We start from the raw sequence: 21,341 nt of genomic DNA, 5'->3' as shown, positions 1-21,341 counted from the left end.
GCAATGGAACAGCATTTACAGGAATTCAAGCAATATATGGGCGTTGAAAAAAGACTGGCCCTAAATACATTGCTGTCATATGAGCGCGATTTAAAAAGCTACCTGGACTATTTAAACAAGGTAGAACTGCTTCCTTCATTAAATGATGTCCAGCGGGTACATATCATTCATTTTTTGGAGTTTTTAAAGGAGCAGGGGAAGTCTGCTAAGACATTGGCAAGACATATTGCTTCGATTCGCGCATTTCATCAGTTTTTATTAAGAAGTAAAGTGGTTGAGGATGACCCTACCGTGCAGATTGAAACACCGCGGATGGAACGGTCGCTTCCGAAGGTGTTAACCCTTAAGGAAGTGGAGCAGCTGTTAGATACTCCTAAAACCAATGACCATTATGGTTTAAGAGACAAGGCTATGCTTGAGCTTCTTTATGCGACAGGAATTCGCGTCAGCGAGCTGATTGACTTGGATATCGTGCATGTCCAATTGACGATGGGCTTTATCCGCTGCAGGGGCAAAGCGGATAAAGAGAGGATCATCCCTATTGGCAAAACGGCTGCCGACGCCGTCAAACACTATCTTGAACAGGGTAGACCCCATTTTGTCTCCCTAAAACATGCTGATAATGCCTTATTTTTAAATCATCAAGGAAAACGCCTCTCTCGTCAGGGCTTTTGGAAGATTTTAAAGAAATTGGCGTTTGAAGCAGGTATTGATAAAGAGCTAACACCGCACACATTGCGTCATTCCTTTGCAGCACACTTGGTTGAAAATGGGGCTGATTTGCGTGCCGTCCAGGAAATGCTCGGCCATGCCGATATCTCGACAACACAAATTTATACTCAGGTTACGAAGCCTCGTCTGACTGATGTTTATCGGAAATTTCATCCTAGAGCTTAATAGATTGATAGATTCATACAATTGTCATAAGCTGCCGAAAAAATGGGCAGCTTTTTCCTTGTAATTTTCCCTGCATTTAGTAAAATAAAGGAGGTCAGACTTCTGACGAATGCTCGGCTACTTTTTTAGAGTAATAGAGCCCAAATAGGACAACATATAGTTGTGAATTGTTTCTTTTTTAGAAGATGTGAAAACGTTATCAATTTGGCCATATCCGGTGAACATTAAGGAGGAAAAGAGTAAAATGGCAGCTAATACATATAAACGTATTTTTATTGTCGTGATGGACTCCGTAGGTATTGGTGAAGCCCCTGATGCCGAAAAATTCGGCGACAAGGGGGCCGATACGCTTGGACATATCGCGGAAAAAATGAACGGGCTCAACATGCCCAATATGGGGAAGCTAGGTCTGAGTAATATTCGTGAACTAAAAGGAATTCAAAAGGCGGAAAAACCTCTTGCCTTTTATACAAAAATGAAGGAAGCCTCCAATGGGAAAGATACCATGACGGGGCATTGGGAAATCATGGGTTTAAATATCAAGACACCATTCCGCGTCTTCCCGGATGGTTTTCCAGAGGAGCTTGTTTCGGATCTAGAACAGCGGACAGGAAGAAAGGTCATCGGCAATAAACCGGCAAGCGGAACGGCAATCATCGATGAACTCGGCGAGGAGCATATGAAAACAGGTGCATTAATCGTCTATACATCGGCCGATTCCGTCCTGCAAATTGCGGCCCATGAAGAAATTATTCCGATTGAGGAGCAATATCGTATTTGTAAAATAGCCCGTGAATTAACCCTGGATGAGAAATATATGGTTGGAAGAGTCATTGCCCGACCGTTTGTTGGAGAACCGGATAGTTTTAAACGGACGCCGAACCGCCATGACTATGCCTTAAAGCCTTTTGACAGAACCGTCATGAGTGAATTAAAGGATGCCGGCTTTGATGTGATAGCAATTGGAAAAATATCCGATATTTTTGATGGTGAAGGTGTAACCAAATCATTAAGAACAGTTTCGAATATGGATGGGATGGATAAATTGGTTGAAACCTTTGATATGGACTTCACAGGCATCAGCTTTTTAAATCTAGTTGACTTTGATGCCCTGTATGGCCACCGTCGTGATCCGGAAGGGTATGGGCGTGCCCTAGAGGAATATGATGCCCGGCTTCCTGAGGTATTCGCCAAAATGAAGGAAGATGACCTGTTAATTATTACGGCGGACCATGGAAATGACCCTGTCGCCCCCGGAACAGACCATACCCGTGAATATGTGCCACTTCTTGTCTACACGAAAGGTAATCAAGCGGGCCGTGAACTTCCTTTACGTGATACCTTTGCCGATGTAGGCGCAACTGTTGCTGAGAACTTTAACGTGAAAATGCCGAACTATGGGAAAAGCTTCTTAAACGAATTGAAATAATGAAATGAATGCTTCTAAAAAGGGAGAATGAGGATGGATTACGAAAATATTCAAAAGGCAGTCAGCTTTTTAAAAGAAAAATATGAGAAGGTTCCGAAAATAGGTCTTATTTTAGGATCAGGTCTCGGTGTACTGGCAGAGGAAATCGAGCAGCCGGTCAAAATACCATATAACGAAATTCCCGATTTTCCAGTTTCAACTGTTGAAGGCCATGCCGGCCAGCTTGTTTTTGGTTTGCTTAACGGAGTAGAAGTTGTTGCGATGCAGGGCCGGTTTCATTTTTACGAAGGCTATAGCATGGATAAGGTAACCTTTCCTGTAAGAGTGATGAAGGAACTGGGGGTCGAGATTTTAATTGTCACGAATGCCGCCGGTGGGGTAAATGAAAGCTTTACGCCGGGCGACTTAATGATTATTACCGACCATATAAATAATATGGGCACAAACCCGCTGATTGGCCCAAATGACAGCCATTTCGGTGTCCGCTTCCCAGATATGTCGGAGGCCTATACAAAGGAATTGCGGACAATGGCTAAGGAGATTGCTTCCCGCTTAAATATTGATGTGAGGGATGGTGTTTATTTTGGAAATCCCGGACCCGTTTATGAAACACCTGCTGAAATCCGAATGGTTCGCACCCTTGGCGGGGATGCGGTTGGAATGTCAACTGTGCCGGAGGTTATTGTTGCCCGTCACAGCGGCATGAAGGTGCTCGGCATTTCCTGCATTTCCAATATGGCAGCGGGGATCCTCGACCAGCCACTAACACATGACGAGGTTATCGAAACAACAGAAAAAGTAAAAGCAAATTTCCTTTTGTATATTAAAGAAATTGTAAAGAGTCTTGCTTAATTTTGATGGTAAAGTGGTGAATAAAAATGAGAATGGTTGATTTGATTGAGAAGAAACGTGACGGACATGAACTGTCTACTGAAGAGATTAATTTTATCATTCAAGGCTATACCGAGGGATCCATCCCTGATTATCAAGTAAGTGCTTTTACCATGGCGGTTGTTTTTCGAGGTATGACGGAAAAGGAACGGGCTGATTTAACGATGGCGATGGTGAAATCAGGTGATCAGATTGACTTATCGCAAATCGAGGGAATCAAAGTCGATAAGCATTCAACTGGAGGAGTGGGCGATACGACAACACTAGTTCTTGGCCCACTTGTGGCATCAGTCGGTGTACCGGTTGCGAAAATGTCCGGACGCGGGTTGGGGCATACTGGGGGAACCATTGATAAACTAGAATCAGTGGCTGGCTTCCATGTGGAAATTGACAGTTCGGAATTTACCGAGCTAGTGAATAAAAATAAAATTGCTGTCATTGGTCAAAGCGGGAATTTGACGCCTGCTGATAAGAAACTGTACGCGCTGAGAGATGTAACAGGAACTGTTGAAAGCATTCCGTTGATTGCCAGCTCGATTATGAGCAAAAAAATTGCCGCTGGTGCGGACGCGATTGTTCTTGATGTGAAAACAGGAGCAGGAGCATTTATGAAGACACTTGAGGATTCAAGGGAATTAGCTCGTGCGATGGTCGGGATCGGCAACAAGGTCGGCCGGCGAACCATGGCGGTGATTTCCGATATGAGCCAGCCGCTCGGGTTTGCCATCGGAAACGCTTTAGAAGTAAAAGAAGCAATTGACACCTTAAAGGGTGAAGGTCCTGAGGATTTAACAGAGCTGTGTTTGACCTTAGGCAGCCATATGGTGTTCTTAGGAGGAAAGGCGCCGTCACTAAAAGAAGCGCGCTCCTTATTGGAGGAGGCAATCCAAAACGGGTCGGCTCTGGAAAAATTAAAGATATTCTTAAGCTCCCAAGGCGGAGATGCAACTGTAGTCGATAATCCGGAAAAACTGCCACAGGCAAAATATACGTTTGAACTGGAAGCCAAAGAGGACGGCTATGTTTCCGAAATTGTTGCTGATGAAGTGGGGACCGCAGCCATGCTTCTCGGGGCAGGCCGGGCAACAAAGGAATCTGTGATTGACCTCGCAGTTGGCCTCGTCCTCAGAAAGAAAATCGGCGACCAGGTAAACAAAGGTGAATCCCTAGTCACCATTTATAGCAATTTCGAAGATATCAAAGAAGTATCAGAAAAGCTTTATGAAAATATTAAAATCTCTTCATCCAAAGTAGAAGCACCGACCCTCATATACGAAGAAATAACGGAATAAATAAAGTCTTAGGCGGGTGTCAGGCACCATGTGAAATTTTCACGTGGTGCCTGACACCTTTTTATGTATAAAGTTGGTAATTTTGGAAAAAATGTTGGCTATAAAGATTGGAGGGTTTTGCAATGAAGCGTCGTTTAGTCTATTTAATAGTTATGCTATTTATGTTTACAAGTTTAGGGGGGCCTCATGCCTTTGCGGCGGAGGAGAAAAAAGCGGAGGAAAAGCAAGGGACTGAGATTGTCACGGGTGTCCGTTCCGCTATTTTAATGGAAAGGGATACCGGAAAGATTCTTTATGATCAAAATGGCAACGAGAAGTTACCTCCTGCTAGCATGACAAAAATCATGACCATGTTATTAATCATGGAGGCGATTGACAAAGGAAAACTGAAGTGGGATGAGAAAATCCGCACAAGTGAGTATGCCGCTTCAATGGGAGGCTCGCAAATTTTTCTTGAACCGGGCGAAGAAATGACCACCAAGCAAATGCTGCTAGGGATTGCCATCGGTTCAGGTAACGATGCTTCTGTTGCGATGGCCGAAAGAATTGGCGGTTCCGAAGAAGCATTCGTTGACATGATGAATGCAAAGGTAAAGGAATTAGGCTTAAAGCAAACTTTCTTTAAAAATACGACTGGCCTGCCAGAAAGCGGTCATTATAGCTCTGCACATGACATGGCCGTATTGGCAAAAGAATTATTGAAATATGAAGACATTACGAAATTCACGGGAATGTATGAAGCCTATCTCCGTGAAAATACGGATAAAAAATTCTGGCTGGTTAATACAAATAAATTAGTTCGTTTCTATCCAGGAGTGGATGGTTTAAAAACTGGATTTACGGCTGAAGCAAAATACTGCTTAACAGCAACTGCACAAAAGGATGGAATGCGAGTCATTGCTGTAGTATTTGGGGCTCCGACATCCAAGGACCGCAATGCCCAAGTCACAAAAATGCTTGACTATGCATTCAGCCAATATCAAACACATCCAGTCTACAAAAGAAATCAAACCATTGGTGAAGCAAAAGTAAGTAAAGGCCAGGACAAAACAGTCAAGGCTGTAACAAGCGAGCCGCTTTCTCTTCTAACGAAAAAGGGAGAAAAGACCAAGGACGTGAAGCAAAAGATAACTCTTGAAAAGAAACTAAAGGCTCCCGTTAAAAAAGGTGACCGAGTAGGAACCATTAAGCTAATTAAAGATGGCAAGGTGGTTTTGGAAAGTCCTCTGGTTGCCAAAAGTACTGTCCAGGAGGCAGGTTGGTGGACCCTTTATAAACGTTCCTTCGGCATGTTTACAAAGGCTGGAAAATAAGGGGAATGTCGAATCGTAAAACGAAATCACTACTTTTAGCGAAAATCGACTAGTTTTGTATGTTGAGAAGGAAATGAATGGACAAAAGGCGAATTGACTCACTATACCTGAATAAGGAGGACGAAGGATAGTGAGTCTTAACATTGAACTTGAAACTAAACACGATGTTTTGCTGATTCGTTTAAGCGGTGAATTGGACCACCATACAGCTGATGAGCTTCGCGAAAAAGCCTCAAGTGTAATTGAAAACAATGGAATCCGCCACATTGTCTTGAATCTGGCACAACTAACCTTTATGGATAGCTCTGGGCTTGGTGTTATATTAGGCAGATATAAGCAAATTAAACAGGTGCACGGTGAAATGGTCGTTTGCGCAATTTCCCCTGCAATCCAAAGATTATTCGATATGTCGGGCATGTTTAAAATTATCAAAATGGAACCGACTGAAGAATTTGCATTGCAGAGATTGGGGGTGGCCTAACGTGAAGAACGAAATGACTCTTCAGTTTAGTGCATTAAGCCAGAATGAATCCTTTGCCCGTGTAACCGTTGCTGCCTTTATCGCCCAGCTTGACCCGACTATGGATGAGCTGACAGAGCTAAAAACGGTTGTTTCAGAGGCAGTTACAAATGCAATTATTCATGGGTATGAAAATGACCCGAATGGAATTGTTTATATTCATGTTTCAATAGAGGATAGTTTCATTGAATTGTCCATTAAGGATAATGGATTAGGTATAGCAGATGTGGAAGAAGCTCGTCAGCCATTATTTACAACAAAGCCGGAACTCGAAAGATCCGGCATGGGCTTTACCATCATGGAAAATTTTATGGATGAGTTAGAGGTCTTCACACAGCCTGGCAGCGGGACCGAGGTTAGACTACGAAAGCATTTAAAATCTAGCAAAATGCTTTGCAATTAAGGAGACTTGCCGATGGATGTGGAGGTCAAAAACGAAAAAAATCAAACGTATTTAAAGGATCATGAAGTCAAGGAGCTCATTCAAAGAAGCCAGGGCGGGGATCAGGAAGCGCGCGATTTAATCGTTGAAAAAAATATGCGGCTTGTTTGGTCTGTTGTTCAGAGGTTCCTGAATAGAGGCTATGACCCGGATGACCTATTTCAAATCGGCTGTATCGGTCTATTAAAATCAGTTGATAAGTTTGACCTATCTTATGATGTCAAGTTTTCTACGTATGCTGTCCCGATGATCATTGGAGAAATCCAGCGGTTTATCCGTGATGATGGTACGGTCAAGGTCAGCCGATCGCTGAAGGAGATGGGGAACAAAATCCGCAAGGCCAAGGATGAGCTGTCGAAAACACTTGGCAGAATTCCAACCGTTAATGAAATATCAGAATACCTTGAGATATCACCTGAGGACGTCATACTTGCCCAGGAAGCAGGCCGGACACCTTCATCTATTCATGAAACAGTTTATGAAAATGATGGGGATCCGATTACTCTGCTTGATCAAATTGATGATGGGAACGACGGCAAATGGTTTGATAAAATTGCATTAAAAGAAGCCATTCGCGAGCTTGATGAGAGGGAGCGGCTAATTGTCTATTTGCGCTATTATAAGGACCAAACCCAATCAGAAGTAGCGGTAAGACTGGGAATTTCCCAGGTTCAAGTTTCAAGACTAGAAAAAAAGATACTTTTGCAAATGAAGGACCGAATGGATCTCTAATCCATTTGGTCTTTTTATTTTTGACTAATAGGAAAGTATAAATTCAACTACGCCTCTGTCTTCGTCCTATCGGACTCGCCAATCGGCGAGTTTTCATTTAAAAAAAATCATTCCATTTTTTGTTTTCATAAAAAGGCAGTTTTTACCCATACTACATATACGAGAAATCTTTGTGTGGGAAGTGATGTTTTGGAAAAAACAATCTACATTCGCATGCGGAATCGTGTCCAAGTCCCTCCGGAGGGAAAGGTTTTATTAAAAGATGCTGCTCAGATGATTGCCACTGAAGAGGTCCTTCGTGATTTACAATCGATGGAGATTTACCAATTAAAAAAAGAGGACGGAAATATTGTTGTGATCGATATCATGAAAGTCATTCGGTTAATAACGGCCAGGTTTGAGGATGTTGAGGTCCAAACAATCGGACCGGCGCAGACGATTATTGAAGTAGTAGCCATGAAAAAAGGAGTTTCGATTCCTTTTTTTCTTTTAATATGGTTTCTTTTATTTTTCGGTTCGGCCATGACACTGATGAATTTTCATGATGATGTCAGTATGAAAAGTGTGCAGGAGAAAATCTACACAATCATTACAGGTAAGAAGGAAGCAAAACCGCTGCTTTTTCAAATTCCCTATTCAATTGGCTTAGGACTTGGCATGATTCTCTTTTTCAATCATGTCTTCAAGAAGAGAATTAATGATGAACCAAGTCCGCTCGAAGTTGAGATGTTTAATTATCAGATGGATTTGGATAATTATGTGATTCTCCATGAAAATAAAGAAAGTATGAAACGGGTTCATGACGATTAAAATTATTGCTGTTATGTTTCTGGGAATTGCCAGTGGGTTGGCGGTTGGCTCGGGATTTGTTGCATTTCTTACCGTTCTGGGGGTTATCCCCAGATTAACGCAGCTTACCAAAACGATGAAAATGATCTATCAGTATGAATGGGGAGTCGTTTTCGGGGCCTTAACGGGAGTTTTTGCCAGCTTAAGGGACCCCGTATTGGATATATCCGCTTATTTTTTAATCCCCTTGGGGCTTTTTGGCGGTGTCTTTGTTGGGATGCTGGCTGCAGGTCTTACAGAGGCTTTAAACGTTTTCCCAATCCTTGCTAAGCGAATTCATTTAGATGGTAAGATTGTCATTTTAATAATGGCAATTGTGTTAGGAAAAATATTTGGTTCCATCTTTCAATGGCTTTACTTTGTCCATCATTAAAATCTTTAAAAGGAAGGACATCAAAGTATGAGCACCAAAAGGAATGTTATTTTAGTAACAGATGGCGATGAACACACCAGGAGGTCTTTAGAGCAGGTTGCCAAGACGGTAGGCGGGCGCTGTATTACACAGTCAAAGGGAAATCCCTCCAAATTATCGGGGCCGGAGCTTGTCAAGCTTATTAAGAAAGCACCCCATGACCCGGTTCTTGTTATGTTTGATGACAGCGGCATTGTTGGGGAAGGAGCCGGAGAGAAGGCCTTAAAATATGTGGCGGAACATGAGGACATCAATGTTCTCGGCGTCGTTGCTGTTGCGGCCAAATCTAGGCATGAGGAATGGACAAGGGTAGATGTAAGTATTGATCGGGACGGGGAGTTAACACCATATGGAGTAGATAAATATGGTATACCTGAACTGGAAATTGGGAGACTAAATGGAGATACTGTTTATTGCCTTGATCAATTAAATGTACCGCTTATTGTAGGCATAGGGGATATCGGCAAAATGGCGAGACACGATTCCTACAAGCTGGGTGCTCCGATAACAGAAAAAGCTGTTGAACTTATCCTTGAAAGGAGTGGTTTTTATGACGACGACACAATCCAAAGTGGAACATTGGCCGATTCCTGAATCAGTGAATGAAGTGGAAAACTACATGAAGCAGAGTGTCGGCTTAGGGATAAGCTTTGATTTGGGCGTGAGGAAATTAACAATCTTAAAGAAAGAAATCCAAATCTACTATGTAAATGGTTTATGCGATACGATGTACATTATTCAATTGATCAAAGAGTTGGTCGGCATCAATAATCGAGAAAAGCTTTCTACGGACCTTTTTAAGGTAATTGAAAATAGATTAGTAAACCAATCTGTAGAGCAAATTACCCAGCTTGATCTATTGGTGGATAAGGTTTTATCCGGTTTAATCGCGGTTGTCATTGACGGTGAAAGTACAGGGTTTGCGATTGATGTCAGGAGTTATCCAGGACGGTCGCCTCAAGAGCCTGATACGGAAAAGGTAGTGAGAGGCGCCCGCGATGGATTTGTTGAAAATATTATTTTAAATACAGCTTTAACAAGACGGAGAATCCGTGACGAACGGCTCCGCTTTGAAATGATTAAGGTAGGCAGGCGCTCAAAAGCAGACATTGCTCTAGGCTATCTGGAGGATGTGGCGGATCCTGATTTACTAAATATTCTAAGAAAAGAATTAAATGCGATTGATATTGACGGAATTCCCATGGCAGATAAAACTCTAGAGGAATTTATCGTAAAACAAGGATTTAATCCATATCCGATTGTCAGATATACGGAGCGGGCAGATGTTGCTGCTGCCCATATATTAGAGGGGCATGTAATCATTTATTGTGACACCTCCCCGAGTGTTATTATTACACCTACTACTTATTTTCATCATGTCCAGCATGCCGAGGAATTTCGAGAATCACCTGCAATGGGAACCTTCGTCCGTTGGATGCGGTTTTTAGGAGTTTCATCATCCATTTTTTTACTACCGTTTTGGCTGTTAATGGTCCTAGAACCATCCTTGTTGCCGGAGAAAATTGCCTTTATTGGCCCAAATGAGCAGACTAATATTCCGTTAATTGTGCAACTGTTCTTGGCTGATTTTGGGCTAGAATTTTTGAAGCTTGCTGCCATTCATACACCAACACCGCTGTCAACAGCAATGGGTTTAATCGCAGCAGTATTAATCGGACAAATTGCCATTGATGTCGGTCTCTTTGTGCCTGAGGTCATCCTTTATGTAGCGGTCGCCGGCATCGGGACCTTCACGACCCCAAGCTATGAATTAAGTGTTGCCAATAAAATCGCCAGAATGATCTTGATGTTAGCTGTAGCATTTTTTCATACACCAGGTTTCATTATAGGATCAACAATCTTTATGATCTATCTTGTTCATATGCGGGCCCTCAACACCCCTTATTTATGGCCGTTTCTTCCGTTTGAACCAAAAGGATTTTTACAAATTGTCTTCCGGCGGGCCATCCCGGGTGCTGTGCTTAGGCCAAGTATTGTCCATCCGAGAAACCGTTACCGTCAGCCTCCAAATGGGTAAGTTTTTTCAAAACAAATTGCAGAATGTGCATAATTATGCTAAAGTGTTTAATTAAATAAAGGATTAAAGAAATAAAAATAGGCAGTTTCTAATGCGGATTCTGTCTATTTGTTTATTATTTTTACACGTTGTCTACATAGACTGTAGTGAGTCGTTACGGAGAGAGGGAAGGGAATGTATTTTTACGGTACAACAGGTGTAAATAAGGATGGGCATCTGGAAATTGGCGGTGTCGACGCTGTCGAGCTCGCGAAAAACTTTGGAACTCCCTTGTATGTTTATGATGTTGCTTTAATCAGGGAACGAGCAAGGGGATTTAAACAAACCTTTGAACAACAAAATGTAAGGGCTCAGGTTGCATATGCCAGTAAGGCATTTTCGACTGTGGCAATGGTGCAGCTCGCGGAGGAAGAAGGTCTATCATTGGACGTTGTTTCCGGCGGTGAATTATATACAGCTATAACAGCTGGTTTCCCTCCAGAAAAGATTCACTTTCATGGAAATAATAAGAGCAGGGAAGAATTAGAAATGGCAGTGGACCAAAAAATCGGCTGCATTGTCGTTGATAATTTTTATGAAATGGAACTGTTAAAAGCAATCTGTTTGGAGAAACAGGTGAAGACAAATATTTTGCTGAGGGTCACTCCTGGCATCGAGGCACATACCCACGATTATATTTTAACTGGTCAGGAAGATTCAAAATTTGGGTTTGACTTGCAAAACGGCCAAGCGGAAAATGCATTAACAGCCGCTATTCCGTTTGACCATTTTAATGTGCTTGGGATCCATTGTCACATTGGTTCGCAAATCTTTGAAACAACCGGATTCATATTAGCAGCACAAAAAATAGTTGAAAAGCTGGCAGAATGGAAGGAACGTATTGGCTTTGAGTCAGAAGTTTTAAATCTTGGCGGCGGTTTTGGAATCCGCTATACAAAAGAGGACGAGCCAATTCAGCCGTCGCAATATGTCAGTGAAATCATTAAAGAGGTTAAAAAGCTGGCTGGCGAATATTCACTTAAAATGCCAGAAATTTGGATTGAACCAGGCCGCTCTCTTGTAGGAGATGCCGGGATTACTCTTTATCAGGTCGGAGCTTCCAAAGATGTTCCGGGTGTCAGGAAATATTTGGCGGTTGATGGCGGGATGAGTGATAATATCCGTCCGGCACTCTACCAGGCAAAATACGAGGCGGTCTTTGCCAACAGGCCGCTGGCACAAGCATCAGAAACTGTCTCGATTGCCGGCAAATGCTGTGAATCAGGAGATATGCTGATTTGGGATTTGCCATTGCCGGAGCAAAAGGATGAGGATATTTTAGCAGTATTCTGTACTGGTGCTTACGGCTATTCCATGGCCAACAACTATAACCGGATTCCACGTCCGGCAGTAGTTTTCGTCGAAGATGGAAAAGCCACCCTCGTCGTGAAAAGAGAAACATACGAAGATCTTGTAAGATATGATTTACCATTAAAATAATAAAACTGCCGCTCGCGAGCGGCAGTTTTCATTTATAAAAAAACTATGAGAATAGGGCCTTAATGGCATCAATGAGCCAAATGAAGAATTGTTTGACCTTCTCCAGGAATCCCTGCCCTTCCTCAGATTGCAGGAATTTGGAAATACGGTCTTTTGCTTTGTTGAGTTGGTCACTAACCTGATTCCAGTCAATATTCAAGCTTTTCAATTTATTAAATAAGTCCATCAGCCTTTGAATCTGTTCCTCAGTAAGAGTTACATTTAGTTCTTTCGCCGCTTGCTCGATAATGGTCCGTAATTCCTGATCGTTTTTTGGCTGGTTCTTGGCAATTTCCTCTTTTATTTTTGCGATTAAGGCGGCTGCATTTTCTGCACCGATGGCGTCACCAAGCTTTGCTGTTTCTACCATTTCCTGATTGGCCGCCTGCTTTACTTCCTCAGGGATTGTTTTATCGGCGGAAATTTCATACGCCTTAATAATCCCTGTCAGTGCTGCGGTGCCCGAAACAGAGATAGGAGCGGTTATATAGATGTCAGCATCCTTCACGCCAGCCGTGATCAGAGCATTGACATACATTTCATCTGTAACCCAGTTAATGTTTTTCGTTTTTACTTTTATGCCAGAGCCGCTTGGTGCAATTGTAATCGCTGATGAAGAAATTGCCTTCGTTCCAATCAATGATTTTGAGACATATTTCCCTAAATATTGATGCTCTTCTTGATTGGATACGGTCACAATTTGAACATCCTTCGGCGCGCCCATTTCCTCCAACAATTGATTTTTTTGCGTTTCTGTTAAATTTTCACCTAATGTTACAATCATATCTCCTTCAGCCATGTCTGCAAAACTGCGGATAGGAACGAGAAATAAACAGACTGCCGTGAGGAGTATCAATAATTTTTTCATAATGGCCTCCTTGATTTTTAAAACGCTTTTGACAATAATAAAGATTCTTCTTTAATAATATAACCGATTCCATTATTATATAACGATAAAAACAAATTAGAAGTTTCATAGGTTCAAATTATTCACGAAAAATTGACTGACTTAGGAGAAATGGATTATTTTTGTGTTTTGGTGTAGAATGTAGGACAGGTAAGTAAGTTAATGGGGGATTTGTATGAATAGAAATAACTGGGCTTTATTTGGCATTCTTATTGTGATATCAATTATTTGGGGAATTATCTATTGGATGTTCATAGCGCCAGGCAAGTAGAGATTTTCCATTGAAGAATGATGACGAATTCGGTATGATTGTGGTTAGTGAACATAAAGATTTTCAAATACATATACTGCATAAAGAAAATCATTAAACCAGTTTGAAAAATACACTATTGTTAAACCAAACCATTGGTTTATTGAAAATAATGAGGGATACGTATGTTAATTCGCTATAAGAAAACATTCGAAAAAATTGCGATGGGGTTAATGTCTTTTATGCCAACTGAAAAAGATCTCAAGAAACTCCAGCAAACCATGAAGGAATACGAAACAGAAGAGAATCACAGGCTGTTCCTTTGGAAGGAAGAAGATATTATTGGACTGATTGGGGCGATTTATCATCAGGATACCAATACTTTGGAAATTCAACATGTTTCTGTTAATCCCTCACACCGCTTCCAAGGAGTAGGCAAAAAAATGGTTAAAGCTTTAAAGGAAATGTATCCGGATAAAAATATTACTTCGAACGCGAACACAGCTTCTTTTATTGAGAAATGTGATGTTTGCTAAATATAGGAAAAGGCAGCGGCCTCATGCCCCGCTGCCTTTTTTTAATATCGCGTTGTTTCTTTCTGCAATGACACTTGACCGGTCCCGTAATTTGTGGCGATGGATGATCTCTAGATCCGCCAAATCACTTTCCCTTTGCCAGTCAAACCCTTTTTCATCACACATTTTCATACACGCTTGGAGCAATTCAGGATCGCTTATGGGCAGATTCATGCTTTTATATTCTTCGCGATTTTGCAGACCTATTAACTGTTCTTTTATGGTCTGAAGGAAAAGCCGGCCATCCAAACCCAGATCCGGTAGTAAGGAAGATTGGTCAGAAATGATTGTAATCGCCTTTTCCAATGTTCTCTGTGCACCGTTAAAATTCTTGCGGCGATGGTGGTAAGCCGATACTGCCAATAATATAAACCCTACCCAAATAGACTCTTTATTGCCGGGGTCAGACCCTTTCCAAAAGTCTTCGAGGATCTCATGGCACTCAAAATAATCCCTGTCGCCATGAAAATGACTTAAAAATTCGATATATTCTTTTGGGTACAAGCATTTCCCCTCCAGTTTCTTTATATATGTACAGTTTAACATATTCGGCAATTGAAGGTCATGACCAGGCTGTAAAACAATAGACCCGTTTTAAACGGGTCCTTTAGTTATTAAAATCATTTTTAATTACCAAACCCAGGAAGCACCGATGATAATTAATAAAATGAACAGTACGACGATTAACGCAAAGCCGCCGCCGAGTCCGAAGCCTGCTGCTCCATCAGCCATAATTATTACCTCCCGTCACTTTTTCTCTTTCCATGTCATCATATGTGATGAATTTGTCCATTGTTATGGGCGCACTTACCAGTATTTACGGAAGGGCAGAGTGTTCGGTTGATTTTTCTATTGGATAACCATCCTGAATCCTCTATACTATTAGTAGTCGTTTGTATAATATGATTTTAGAATTTTGGTGAGATGAATGCCTTATCAGGTGAAAATTGATGCATTTGAAGGGCCGCTTGATTTGCTGCTCCATTTAATAAACAGGCTTGAAATTGATATTTATGATATTCCCGTGGCACAGATAACGGAACAATATCTAATCTATATTCATACCATGAAGGAATTAAAATTGGATGTTGCCAGTGAATATTTGGTAATGGCGGCAACACTGCTGGCGATAAAAAGCAAAATGCTTCTTCCTAAGCATGAGGAAGAGTTTGAAGACGTTGATCCACTCGAGACAGCCTACGAGGAAGACCCGAGGGATGAGCTGGTTGAGCGATTGATAGAATACCGAAAGTACAAGGAGGCTGCTCACGATTTAAAAACGATGGAAGAAGAGCGATCCCTTATGTATACCAAACCGCCAAGTGATTTATCCGACTTTACGAAGGAAGTACAGCCTGGGAAAAAAGATATGAATGTTTCCCTTTACGATATGCTGGCTGCGTTCCAAAAACTAATGAGAAGAAAGAAACTGCAGCGGCCGCTTGCCGCGAAAATTACTAGGCAGGAAATTTCCATTGAGACAAGAATGACCGAGATCATGGAAGAATTAAAGCATCTTAAGGGCAGGAGAAATTTTACTGAATTATTTCCTTTTCCGGCAAAGGACCATATCGTTGTTACTTTTCTAGCTATTTTAGAACTGATGAAAAGAAAGGAAGTTAACGTCCATCAACAAGAAAACTTTGGGGACATTTTAATTGAAGCAGTAATAGAAGGAGCAGATGTTGGTGGATATCATTAATTGGACAAGTATTTTGGAAAGCCTGTTGTTCGCCGCAGGAGACGAAGGGCTTTCCCTTAAACAAATTGCCGAGGTCCTAGAAGTGGATGATCTTCATGCAAGTGAGATTATTGAGAATTTAAAACAAGAGTATGAATCTAATGAAAATCGAGGAATTATGATAGTTCAACTGGCCGGGACGTTTCAGCTTGCCACAAAGAAAGACAATGCCGACTACTTAAAAAAGCTTGTTGATTCTCCACATACCTCGACATTGTCGCAGGCTGCTTTAGAGACTTTGGCAATTATCGCGTATAAACAGCCAATCACCAGGACTGAAATTGAGGAAATCCGTGGTGTCAAAACGGAACGGCCGTTAAACACGCTTATGGCAAAGGCCTTGATCAAAGAAGTCGGCCGTGCTGAAGGGACTGGACGCGCTATTTTGTATGGTACTACCAAAGAATTTCTTGATTATTTTGGCTTGAAGAACTTGAATGAACTGCCGCCTCTTCCTGAAAAAGTGGAGGATGAATTTGTTCAGGAGGAAGCAGATTTATTTTTTGAAAAATTTCAAGAAACATTGAACTCATAATATCCGCACAGAGAATATGTGATAAAATAAAGCTATCCATATTTTTTTATGCAACAATGGTTTAAGCATATTTACAAGGAGCGGGATTTAAGTTGCTGATTAAAGAATGTAAAGGGTATGAATTAGAAAAAGAAAAATCCAATACTTCAGAGGATTTCTTTAACAGAAGTGAGATAACATTTGTGGAAGATGGGACTGAAAAAACATTGCATGTTTTGTATGTCCGTTATTTTGATTCTATTTTTCAAGAATTTACTCCATTTAAGCAAAATCCCATTTTTGCCCAAGATGGACTTGAGGTGAGCTTTAAAGATGTTGTTGCCCTTGTTTGTTTATTGAAAAATCCAGGCTTACGCGGGCGCAAACGGCTTTATATTAATTCCAAGCAAGAATTTGCTTCCTATTTTCAAGGTATCAATTTCGAAAAATTGCCGGAAATCTTTTCAAGCCTAAAGCAAAAAAACGGCTATCAGCTGCGTTCGCCGCTAGAGTTTATCTTGCAGCCTAATTAGACATAGGAGGGGTTAAGATGGGGAATTCATTAGTTCATTCACAATTACACGATGTCAAAAATTTCCTTGCAAAGACCATTACCGCGATTGGGGATTTTTTAAATGAAACAACAATTTCACAATTGCAAGTAGAAAATGAGGAAGAAGTTAACTATCATAAATTAATCTTTTCAACGTTAAGAAAGCTTGCTGTGTACAGCGAGGAGGGTTTCGAAGCATGTACGGTTATTTTGCAGGGAGATCCGTTTCAAAAAGCTGCTGCTGAGAAAACCTTGTATAAGATTTATCATCAATGCATCGAAGAATTCTTCTCACCAAAAAATGATGCTTGGTTTGAAAACAGCCGTTCTGCTTATACCGGGAAAAATTCTATCAAGTTTTACCGGACTGCAGCCGAACAAATCCAGCAATTGGTAAAAAGCTTGGAAGGTGAGTTTCAGCGCATAAGAGAAGAACTGGAATATTATGAAACAGATTATCGCACGAAGATGATTCAATCCAAATAATTAATATTTTAAGGCTGTCCTGCAAAGGTCAGCCTTTTCTCTTGTTCTTACCGACCTTATTTCCTCATACCTTTTAGGGAGACTCGTGCAGCGGAAAGGAAGGGGAGAAAATGAGCCGGTTTAGCGGGTATGTAAATGAATTATTTAAATGGAATGAGCAGATGCGTCATTTTCTGCAGTCCGAACGGGTCAGCCAAAACTCTGAATTATGGGATGAACTTGATGAATTTACGGATATGATTGAAGGTTCAAGAAAAGAGCTTTCCAATGAAGAACTGATCGGTCTTCAGGCAAGAGCTGAACAAATCCATGGTAAATTGGAAAATTATTTTAGCCAAAAACGTGACCAGGAGATAGGGACCATTTGGGCAATTGAAAAACAAATCCCACCGGGAGGTCATAAACTACCCGAGCTGCCCTATCCTTATAACGCGTTAGAGCCATATATCTCTGAGGAGATCTTGCGGCTTCACCATGATAAGCACCACCGTGCATATGTTGAGGGTTTAAACAAGGCAGAGTTAAACCTAAAATCAGCAAGGGAAAGAAACGATTTTTCCCTCGTCAAGCATTGGTCAAGGGAGCTGGCGTTCCACGGGTCCGGTCATTATCTTCATTCGATATTTTGGAAAAACATGAGTCCAAATGGCGGAGGGAACCCGTACGGATTAGTGCAAAAGGAAATCACCAATTATTTCGGAACCATCACGGCTTTTAAGAACCATTTCACCGAGGCCGCCAAACAGGTTGAAGGGTCAGGCTGGGCGTTATTGGTTTGGTCGCCAAGAGCACACCATTTGGAAATTTTACAAACGGAACGGCACATGCTGCTGACACAGTGGGATACCATCCCACTGCTTGTCCTAGACGTATGGGAGCATGCCTATTATCTTCAATATCAAAACAACCGGGCCGAGTACATCAATAACTGGTGGAATGTTGTAAACTGGCACGATGTAGAAATGAGATTTGAAAAAACAGTGGACACGAAATGGTCTCCCCTATGACAAGGAAGCGGCGCCGCCGCTTTCTTTTTTGTCATATCACACTTTGTCTTGCATAAAATTTACTAAATAACGAGGAGGACGAGGTATATCTAATGAGAAGTATATTGAAAATAGCCTGTTTTTGCCTCATAGTCTCACTATTTGCCGCTAATCATCCTCAGAGAGCCGAGGCTTCCTTTGATGTTAGTGCTGCTAGTGCGGTTCTAATTGAGCAAAATTCCGGCCGCATTCTTTATGAAAAGGATGCTTTTACGAAAAGACGAATCGCCAGCATTACGAAAATTATGACCGCGATTCTAGCAATCGAATCTGGAAAACTAGATCAATATGTAAAGGTAAGTGAACAAGCAGTCCGTGCAGAGGGCTCATCCGTGTACTTGAAGCCGGGTGAAAAAATAAAACTTGAGGATTTGGTCTATGGGTTAATGCTGCGGTCCGGAAATGATACAGCTGTTGCCATCGCCGAATATGTCGGTGGAAGTGTCGATGGCTTTGCTTTTTTAATGAACCAAAAGGCAAAGGAAATCGGCATGTTAAACACTCATTTTGCAAATCCCCATGGCTTGGATGACCATGAAAACCATTATTCAACCGCCTATGATATGGCCATTTTGACACGTTATGCGATGCATAACAAAATCTATCAAAAAATTTCCGGCACAAAGGTGCATCGCGCTCCTAATCCAACCGAAAGCTGGGACAGGGTATGGAAGAACAAAAATCGGTTATTAACAAAATATAAATATACAACCGGAGGTAAGACAGGCTATACAAAACGGGCCAAGCGGACGCTGGTAACGACAGCGTCAAAAGGTGATATGAATTTAATCGCGGTCACCTTGAACGACCCAAATGATTGGGATGATCATATTTCCATGTATGAATACGGATTTAAAGATTATGATATGGCAGAAGTTTTAACAAAAGGAAAAATTGATATCAAAAGTCCGAAATATTTTCAAAATCATTTGTTCTTAAAGAAATCAATTGTTTACCCGGCAACCAGCCAAGAGATGGACTTATTCAGCATTAAGTATAAGTTAAACAAGCCTGATAAAAAATGGGATGATGAAAATAAACAAGAGAGAGTAGTCGGAAAAGCTATTGTTTATTTGGATGGAAGGGCCGTAGAGGAATCGCCTATTTACTATCAAAGCTTGCCGAAAAAGGAGAAGGGTCTGTTCGAAAGTGTTAAAAAAATATTTTTTTCACTAATAGGTGTGAACGCGCATGGTTAATTATATCTGGGTTGGAATGACCGTCATTGGGATTGTGTTTGCCCTGTTTAATGGGACCATTGAGGATGTAAACAGGGCGGTATTTGATGGGGCGAAAGAAGCGGTTACCTTATGTATCGGCCTGATCAGCGTGCTTGTCTTTTGGCTTGGAATGATGCGGATTGCGGAAGAATCAGGACTTCTTGAAAAACTGGCTAAATTATTTCGCCCGCTTGTAAAGATATTGTTTCCGGACGTACCAGTCCAACATCCAGCGATGGGATATATGCTGTCAAATATGATTTCCAACATGTTTGGCCTTGGGAATGCCGCAACGCCGCTTGGCATCAAAGCAATGGAGGAGCTAAAAAAGTTAAATGGCGGAAAAAACTCGGCTTCAAGGTCCATGGTCACATTTTTGGCGATTAATACGGCGAGCATTACCATTATCCCGACAACCGTCATTGCTATCAGAATGACATATCATTCAACATCCCCTACCGAAATTGTTGTTCCAACCATTATTGCCACCATCCTTTCGGCGATAGGGGCCGTTCTCATCGACCGTTACTTCTATTATCGCAGAAGCCGAAAAGGATGATCATTTATGGAATTTATCTCATTAATATCTTTGACATTTATACCCTTATTAATAGGCTTTATCCTGATTTATGGCACCATTAAACAGGTGCCGACTTACGAAAGCTTTGTTGAGGGCGGTAAGGAAGGGATAAAAATCGCTGTTTCGATTATCCCGTTTTTAGTCGGAATGCTGGTGGCCATCTCCATTTTCCGGGCATCAGGTGCACTGGACGCCATCATGGATTGGTTTCGTCCATTTATGAAGATGATGGGTGTACCAGCAGAAATCGTTCCGTTATTATTGATTCGTCCCATTTCCGGTACGGCAGCCTTGGGTATGACCAGTGACTTAATCGCTGTGTACGGACCGGATTCCTTCATTGGCAGACTAGCGTCCGTATTGCAGGGGAGCACCGACACGACCTTCTATGTTTTAACTGTTTATTTCGGTGCAGTCGGCATCAAAAAAATGGGCGATGCCTTAAAAGTAGGTCTCTTGGCAGACGTAGTCGGTATCATCGTATCCATCATCGTCGTCGCCTTCATTTTCGGAACAAAATAACAAAAAGCAGGTTCTTGAATAACGTTTCTTAGGCTGTTGAAAAACTTTCGATAGCCTTTTTATTTTTTTCATTAATCAACGCTTTATAAATATAAAGGCATAACAATAGGTCTGTTGATTGGCGCTCCACTAAGGAAAGCTTCCTTGAATAATCATCGCAGGGACAGGCTGCTCTTTGCCTGTCCCGAGGCGCTTCGCTTTCCGCGGGCGTGCCGGGGAGCCTCCTCGGCGCTGAAGCGCCTGCGGTGTCTCCCCAGCCCCGTACTCCCGCAGGAGTCTTCGCGCCTTCCGCGCCAATCAACAGGTGTATTCAATATAGAACTTAAACTCACAATAAATAGTAAAAATAAGTTGTAATTTCAATGTTTAAGCCAAAAGAGTTTAGCCAAAGAAATATGAATTTATTATAGACAACCACTTTTCTTAACTTGATTAATATATACACGTGCTTTTCTTACTGCAGTCTGTCAAAATATGAAAAAGATTGCTTCACACTTATCAAGGATGGAAAATGTGTGTTGCAATACTTAGATTGATTTGCCTCCCTGTTGATTGGAGCGGAGGGCACTCGACTCCTGCGGGATATAGAGGTCACTGGAGACCCCACAGGCGCC

25 protein-coding genes are annotated in these 21,341 nt (G+C 41.6%); 22 read left to right on the top strand and 3 right to left on the bottom strand.

Annotated elements, in window-relative coordinates; genetic code table 11:
* The first annotated feature begins 3 nt into the window (after positions 1 to 3).
* The 13 genes from xerD to lysA all read left to right on the top strand — a co-directional run bounded on the left by xerD (position 4) and on the right by lysA (position 12,294).
* Entirely contained in the window at positions 4 to 897 is an 894-nt protein-coding gene (xerD, locus tag KHB02_RS22915; RefSeq protein WP_213144964.1) for a site-specific tyrosine recombinase XerD, read from the top strand.
* Between the two features lie 244 nt (positions 898 to 1,141).
* Complete coding sequence (gene deoB / locus KHB02_RS22910) at positions 1,142 to 2,326, top strand: phosphopentomutase (RefSeq protein ID WP_213144965.1); 1,185 nt, start codon at positions 1,142 to 1,144, stop codon at positions 2,324 to 2,326.
* 33 nt (positions 2,327 to 2,359) lie between these two features.
* On the top strand, positions 2,360 to 3,178 hold the full coding sequence (locus KHB02_RS22905; protein WP_213144966.1) for a purine-nucleoside phosphorylase: 819 nt from the start codon (positions 2,360 to 2,362) through the stop codon (positions 3,176 to 3,178).
* A gap of 26 nt (positions 3,179 to 3,204) precedes the next feature.
* The gene (locus KHB02_RS22900; RefSeq protein ID WP_213144967.1) at positions 3,205 to 4,509 is read left to right on the top strand and encodes a pyrimidine-nucleoside phosphorylase; all 1,305 of its coding nucleotides are present in this window, start codon (positions 3,205 to 3,207) and stop codon (positions 4,507 to 4,509) included.
* A gap of 122 nt (positions 4,510 to 4,631) precedes the next feature.
* Positions 4,632 to 5,822 (top strand): D-alanyl-D-alanine carboxypeptidase family protein, encoded by a 1,191-nt coding sequence (locus tag KHB02_RS22895; RefSeq protein ID WP_213144968.1) that lies wholly within the window; start codon positions 4,632 to 4,634, stop codon positions 5,820 to 5,822.
* A 130-nt stretch (positions 5,823 to 5,952) separates the two neighbouring features.
* The gene (gene spoIIAA, locus KHB02_RS22890) at positions 5,953 to 6,303 is read left to right on the top strand and encodes an anti-sigma F factor antagonist (RefSeq protein ID WP_213144969.1); all 351 of its coding nucleotides are present in this window, start codon (positions 5,953 to 5,955) and stop codon (positions 6,301 to 6,303) included.
* Between the two features lies 1 nt (position 6,304).
* Positions 6,305 to 6,745 (top strand): anti-sigma F factor, encoded by a 441-nt coding sequence (spoIIAB, locus tag KHB02_RS22885; protein ID WP_213144970.1) that lies wholly within the window; start codon positions 6,305 to 6,307, stop codon positions 6,743 to 6,745.
* A gap of 12 nt (positions 6,746 to 6,757) precedes the next feature.
* Positions 6,758 to 7,516 (top strand): RNA polymerase sporulation sigma factor SigF, encoded by a 759-nt coding sequence (sigF, locus tag KHB02_RS22880; RefSeq protein ID WP_213144971.1) that lies wholly within the window; start codon positions 6,758 to 6,760, stop codon positions 7,514 to 7,516.
* A 189-nt stretch (positions 7,517 to 7,705) separates the two neighbouring features.
* Complete coding sequence (locus tag KHB02_RS22875) at positions 7,706 to 8,326, top strand: stage V sporulation protein AA (RefSeq protein WP_213144972.1); 621 nt, start codon at positions 7,706 to 7,708, stop codon at positions 8,324 to 8,326.
* Positions 8,316 to 8,738: a stage V sporulation protein AB gene (locus KHB02_RS22870; RefSeq protein WP_213144973.1), complete on the top strand. Its 423-nt coding sequence runs from the start codon at positions 8,316 to 8,318 to the stop codon at positions 8,736 to 8,738. Before KHB02_RS22875 ends, KHB02_RS22870 begins: the two co-directional genes overlap by 11 nt.
* A gap of 27 nt (positions 8,739 to 8,765) precedes the next feature.
* Positions 8,766 to 9,371, top strand: coding sequence for a stage V sporulation protein SpoVABEA (spoVAEA, locus tag KHB02_RS22865; protein ID WP_213144974.1), 606 nt, complete (start codon positions 8,766 to 8,768; stop codon positions 9,369 to 9,371).
* Positions 9,328 to 10,815 carry a spore germination protein gene (locus KHB02_RS22860; protein WP_213144975.1) on the top strand — a complete coding sequence of 496 codons (1,488 nt, stop codon included), beginning with the start codon at positions 9,328 to 9,330 and terminating at the stop codon, positions 10,813 to 10,815. Before spoVAEA ends, KHB02_RS22860 begins: the two co-directional genes overlap by 44 nt.
* Positions 10,816 to 10,989: 174 nt before the next feature.
* Positions 10,990 to 12,294, top strand: coding sequence for a diaminopimelate decarboxylase (gene lysA, locus KHB02_RS22855; RefSeq protein ID WP_213144976.1), 1,305 nt, complete (start codon positions 10,990 to 10,992; stop codon positions 12,292 to 12,294).
* Positions 12,295 to 12,337: 43 nt separating this feature from the next.
* Here lysA and KHB02_RS22850 read toward each other — a convergent pair whose 3' ends face one another.
* Positions 12,338 to 13,204: a DUF1002 domain-containing protein gene (locus KHB02_RS22850; RefSeq protein ID WP_213145305.1), complete on the bottom strand. Its 867-nt coding sequence runs from the start codon at positions 13,202 to 13,204 to the stop codon at positions 12,338 to 12,340.
* A gap of 471 nt (positions 13,205 to 13,675) precedes the next feature.
* On the opposite strand from KHB02_RS22850, the gene KHB02_RS22845 reads away from it, so the two are divergent.
* Entirely contained in the window at positions 13,676 to 14,026 is a 351-nt protein-coding gene (locus KHB02_RS22845) for a GNAT family N-acetyltransferase (RefSeq protein WP_213144977.1), read from the top strand.
* A gap of 21 nt (positions 14,027 to 14,047) precedes the next feature.
* On the opposite strand, the gene KHB02_RS22840 is transcribed toward KHB02_RS22845, so the two are convergent.
* Both KHB02_RS22840 and KHB02_RS22835 read right to left on the bottom strand, forming a co-directional pair.
* Positions 14,048 to 14,569, bottom strand: coding sequence for a DUF309 domain-containing protein (locus KHB02_RS22840; RefSeq protein WP_213144978.1), 522 nt, complete (start codon positions 14,567 to 14,569; stop codon positions 14,048 to 14,050).
* 126 nt (positions 14,570 to 14,695) lie between these two features.
* The gene (locus KHB02_RS22835) at positions 14,696 to 14,797 is read right to left on the bottom strand and encodes a YjcZ family sporulation protein (RefSeq protein ID WP_213144979.1); all 102 of its coding nucleotides are present in this window, start codon (positions 14,795 to 14,797) and stop codon (positions 14,696 to 14,698) included.
* 196 nt (positions 14,798 to 14,993) lie between these two features.
* Here KHB02_RS22835 and KHB02_RS22830 point away from each other — a divergent pair, with 196 nt between their 5' ends.
* The 8 genes from KHB02_RS22830 (at position 14,994) to KHB02_RS22795 (ending at position 20,727) form a co-directional block, all read left to right on the top strand.
* Positions 14,994 to 15,767 (top strand): segregation/condensation protein A, encoded by a 774-nt coding sequence (locus KHB02_RS22830; RefSeq protein ID WP_213144980.1) that lies wholly within the window; start codon positions 14,994 to 14,996, stop codon positions 15,765 to 15,767.
* Positions 15,754 to 16,341 (top strand): SMC-Scp complex subunit ScpB, encoded by a 588-nt coding sequence (gene scpB, locus KHB02_RS22825; protein ID WP_338088317.1) that lies wholly within the window; start codon positions 15,754 to 15,756, stop codon positions 16,339 to 16,341. Before KHB02_RS22830 ends, scpB begins: the two co-directional genes overlap by 14 nt.
* Positions 16,342 to 16,433: 92 nt before the next feature.
* On the top strand, positions 16,434 to 16,853 hold the full coding sequence (locus KHB02_RS22820; protein ID WP_213144982.1) for a hypothetical protein: 420 nt from the start codon (positions 16,434 to 16,436) through the stop codon (positions 16,851 to 16,853).
* 17 nt (positions 16,854 to 16,870) lie between these two features.
* On the top strand, positions 16,871 to 17,359 hold the full coding sequence (locus KHB02_RS22815) for a YpuI family protein (protein ID WP_213144983.1): 489 nt from the start codon (positions 16,871 to 16,873) through the stop codon (positions 17,357 to 17,359).
* Between the two features lie 110 nt (positions 17,360 to 17,469).
* Entirely contained in the window at positions 17,470 to 18,366 is an 897-nt protein-coding gene (locus tag KHB02_RS22810; RefSeq protein ID WP_213144984.1) for a superoxide dismutase, read from the top strand.
* 92 nt (positions 18,367 to 18,458) lie between these two features.
* Entirely contained in the window at positions 18,459 to 19,604 is a 1,146-nt protein-coding gene (locus KHB02_RS22805; RefSeq protein WP_213144985.1) for a D-alanyl-D-alanine carboxypeptidase family protein, read from the top strand.
* Positions 19,597 to 20,184, top strand: coding sequence for a nucleoside recognition domain-containing protein (locus tag KHB02_RS22800; RefSeq protein WP_213144986.1), 588 nt, complete (start codon positions 19,597 to 19,599; stop codon positions 20,182 to 20,184). The genes KHB02_RS22805 and KHB02_RS22800 overlap by 8 nt, the downstream gene beginning before the upstream one ends.
* Positions 20,185 to 20,190: 6 nt before the next feature.
* Positions 20,191 to 20,727 (top strand): spore maturation protein, encoded by a 537-nt coding sequence (locus tag KHB02_RS22795; protein WP_213144987.1) that lies wholly within the window; start codon positions 20,191 to 20,193, stop codon positions 20,725 to 20,727.
* Positions 20,728 to 21,341 lie beyond the last annotated feature (614 nt).

This window comes from Neobacillus citreus (genome assembly GCF_018343545.2).
Lineage (GTDB): Bacteria > Bacillota > Bacilli > Bacillales > Cytobacillaceae > Neobacillus > Neobacillus citreus.
The sequence above is the reverse complement of the archived record's forward strand: the minus strand, read 5'-3'. Positions and strand labels throughout refer to the sequence as shown.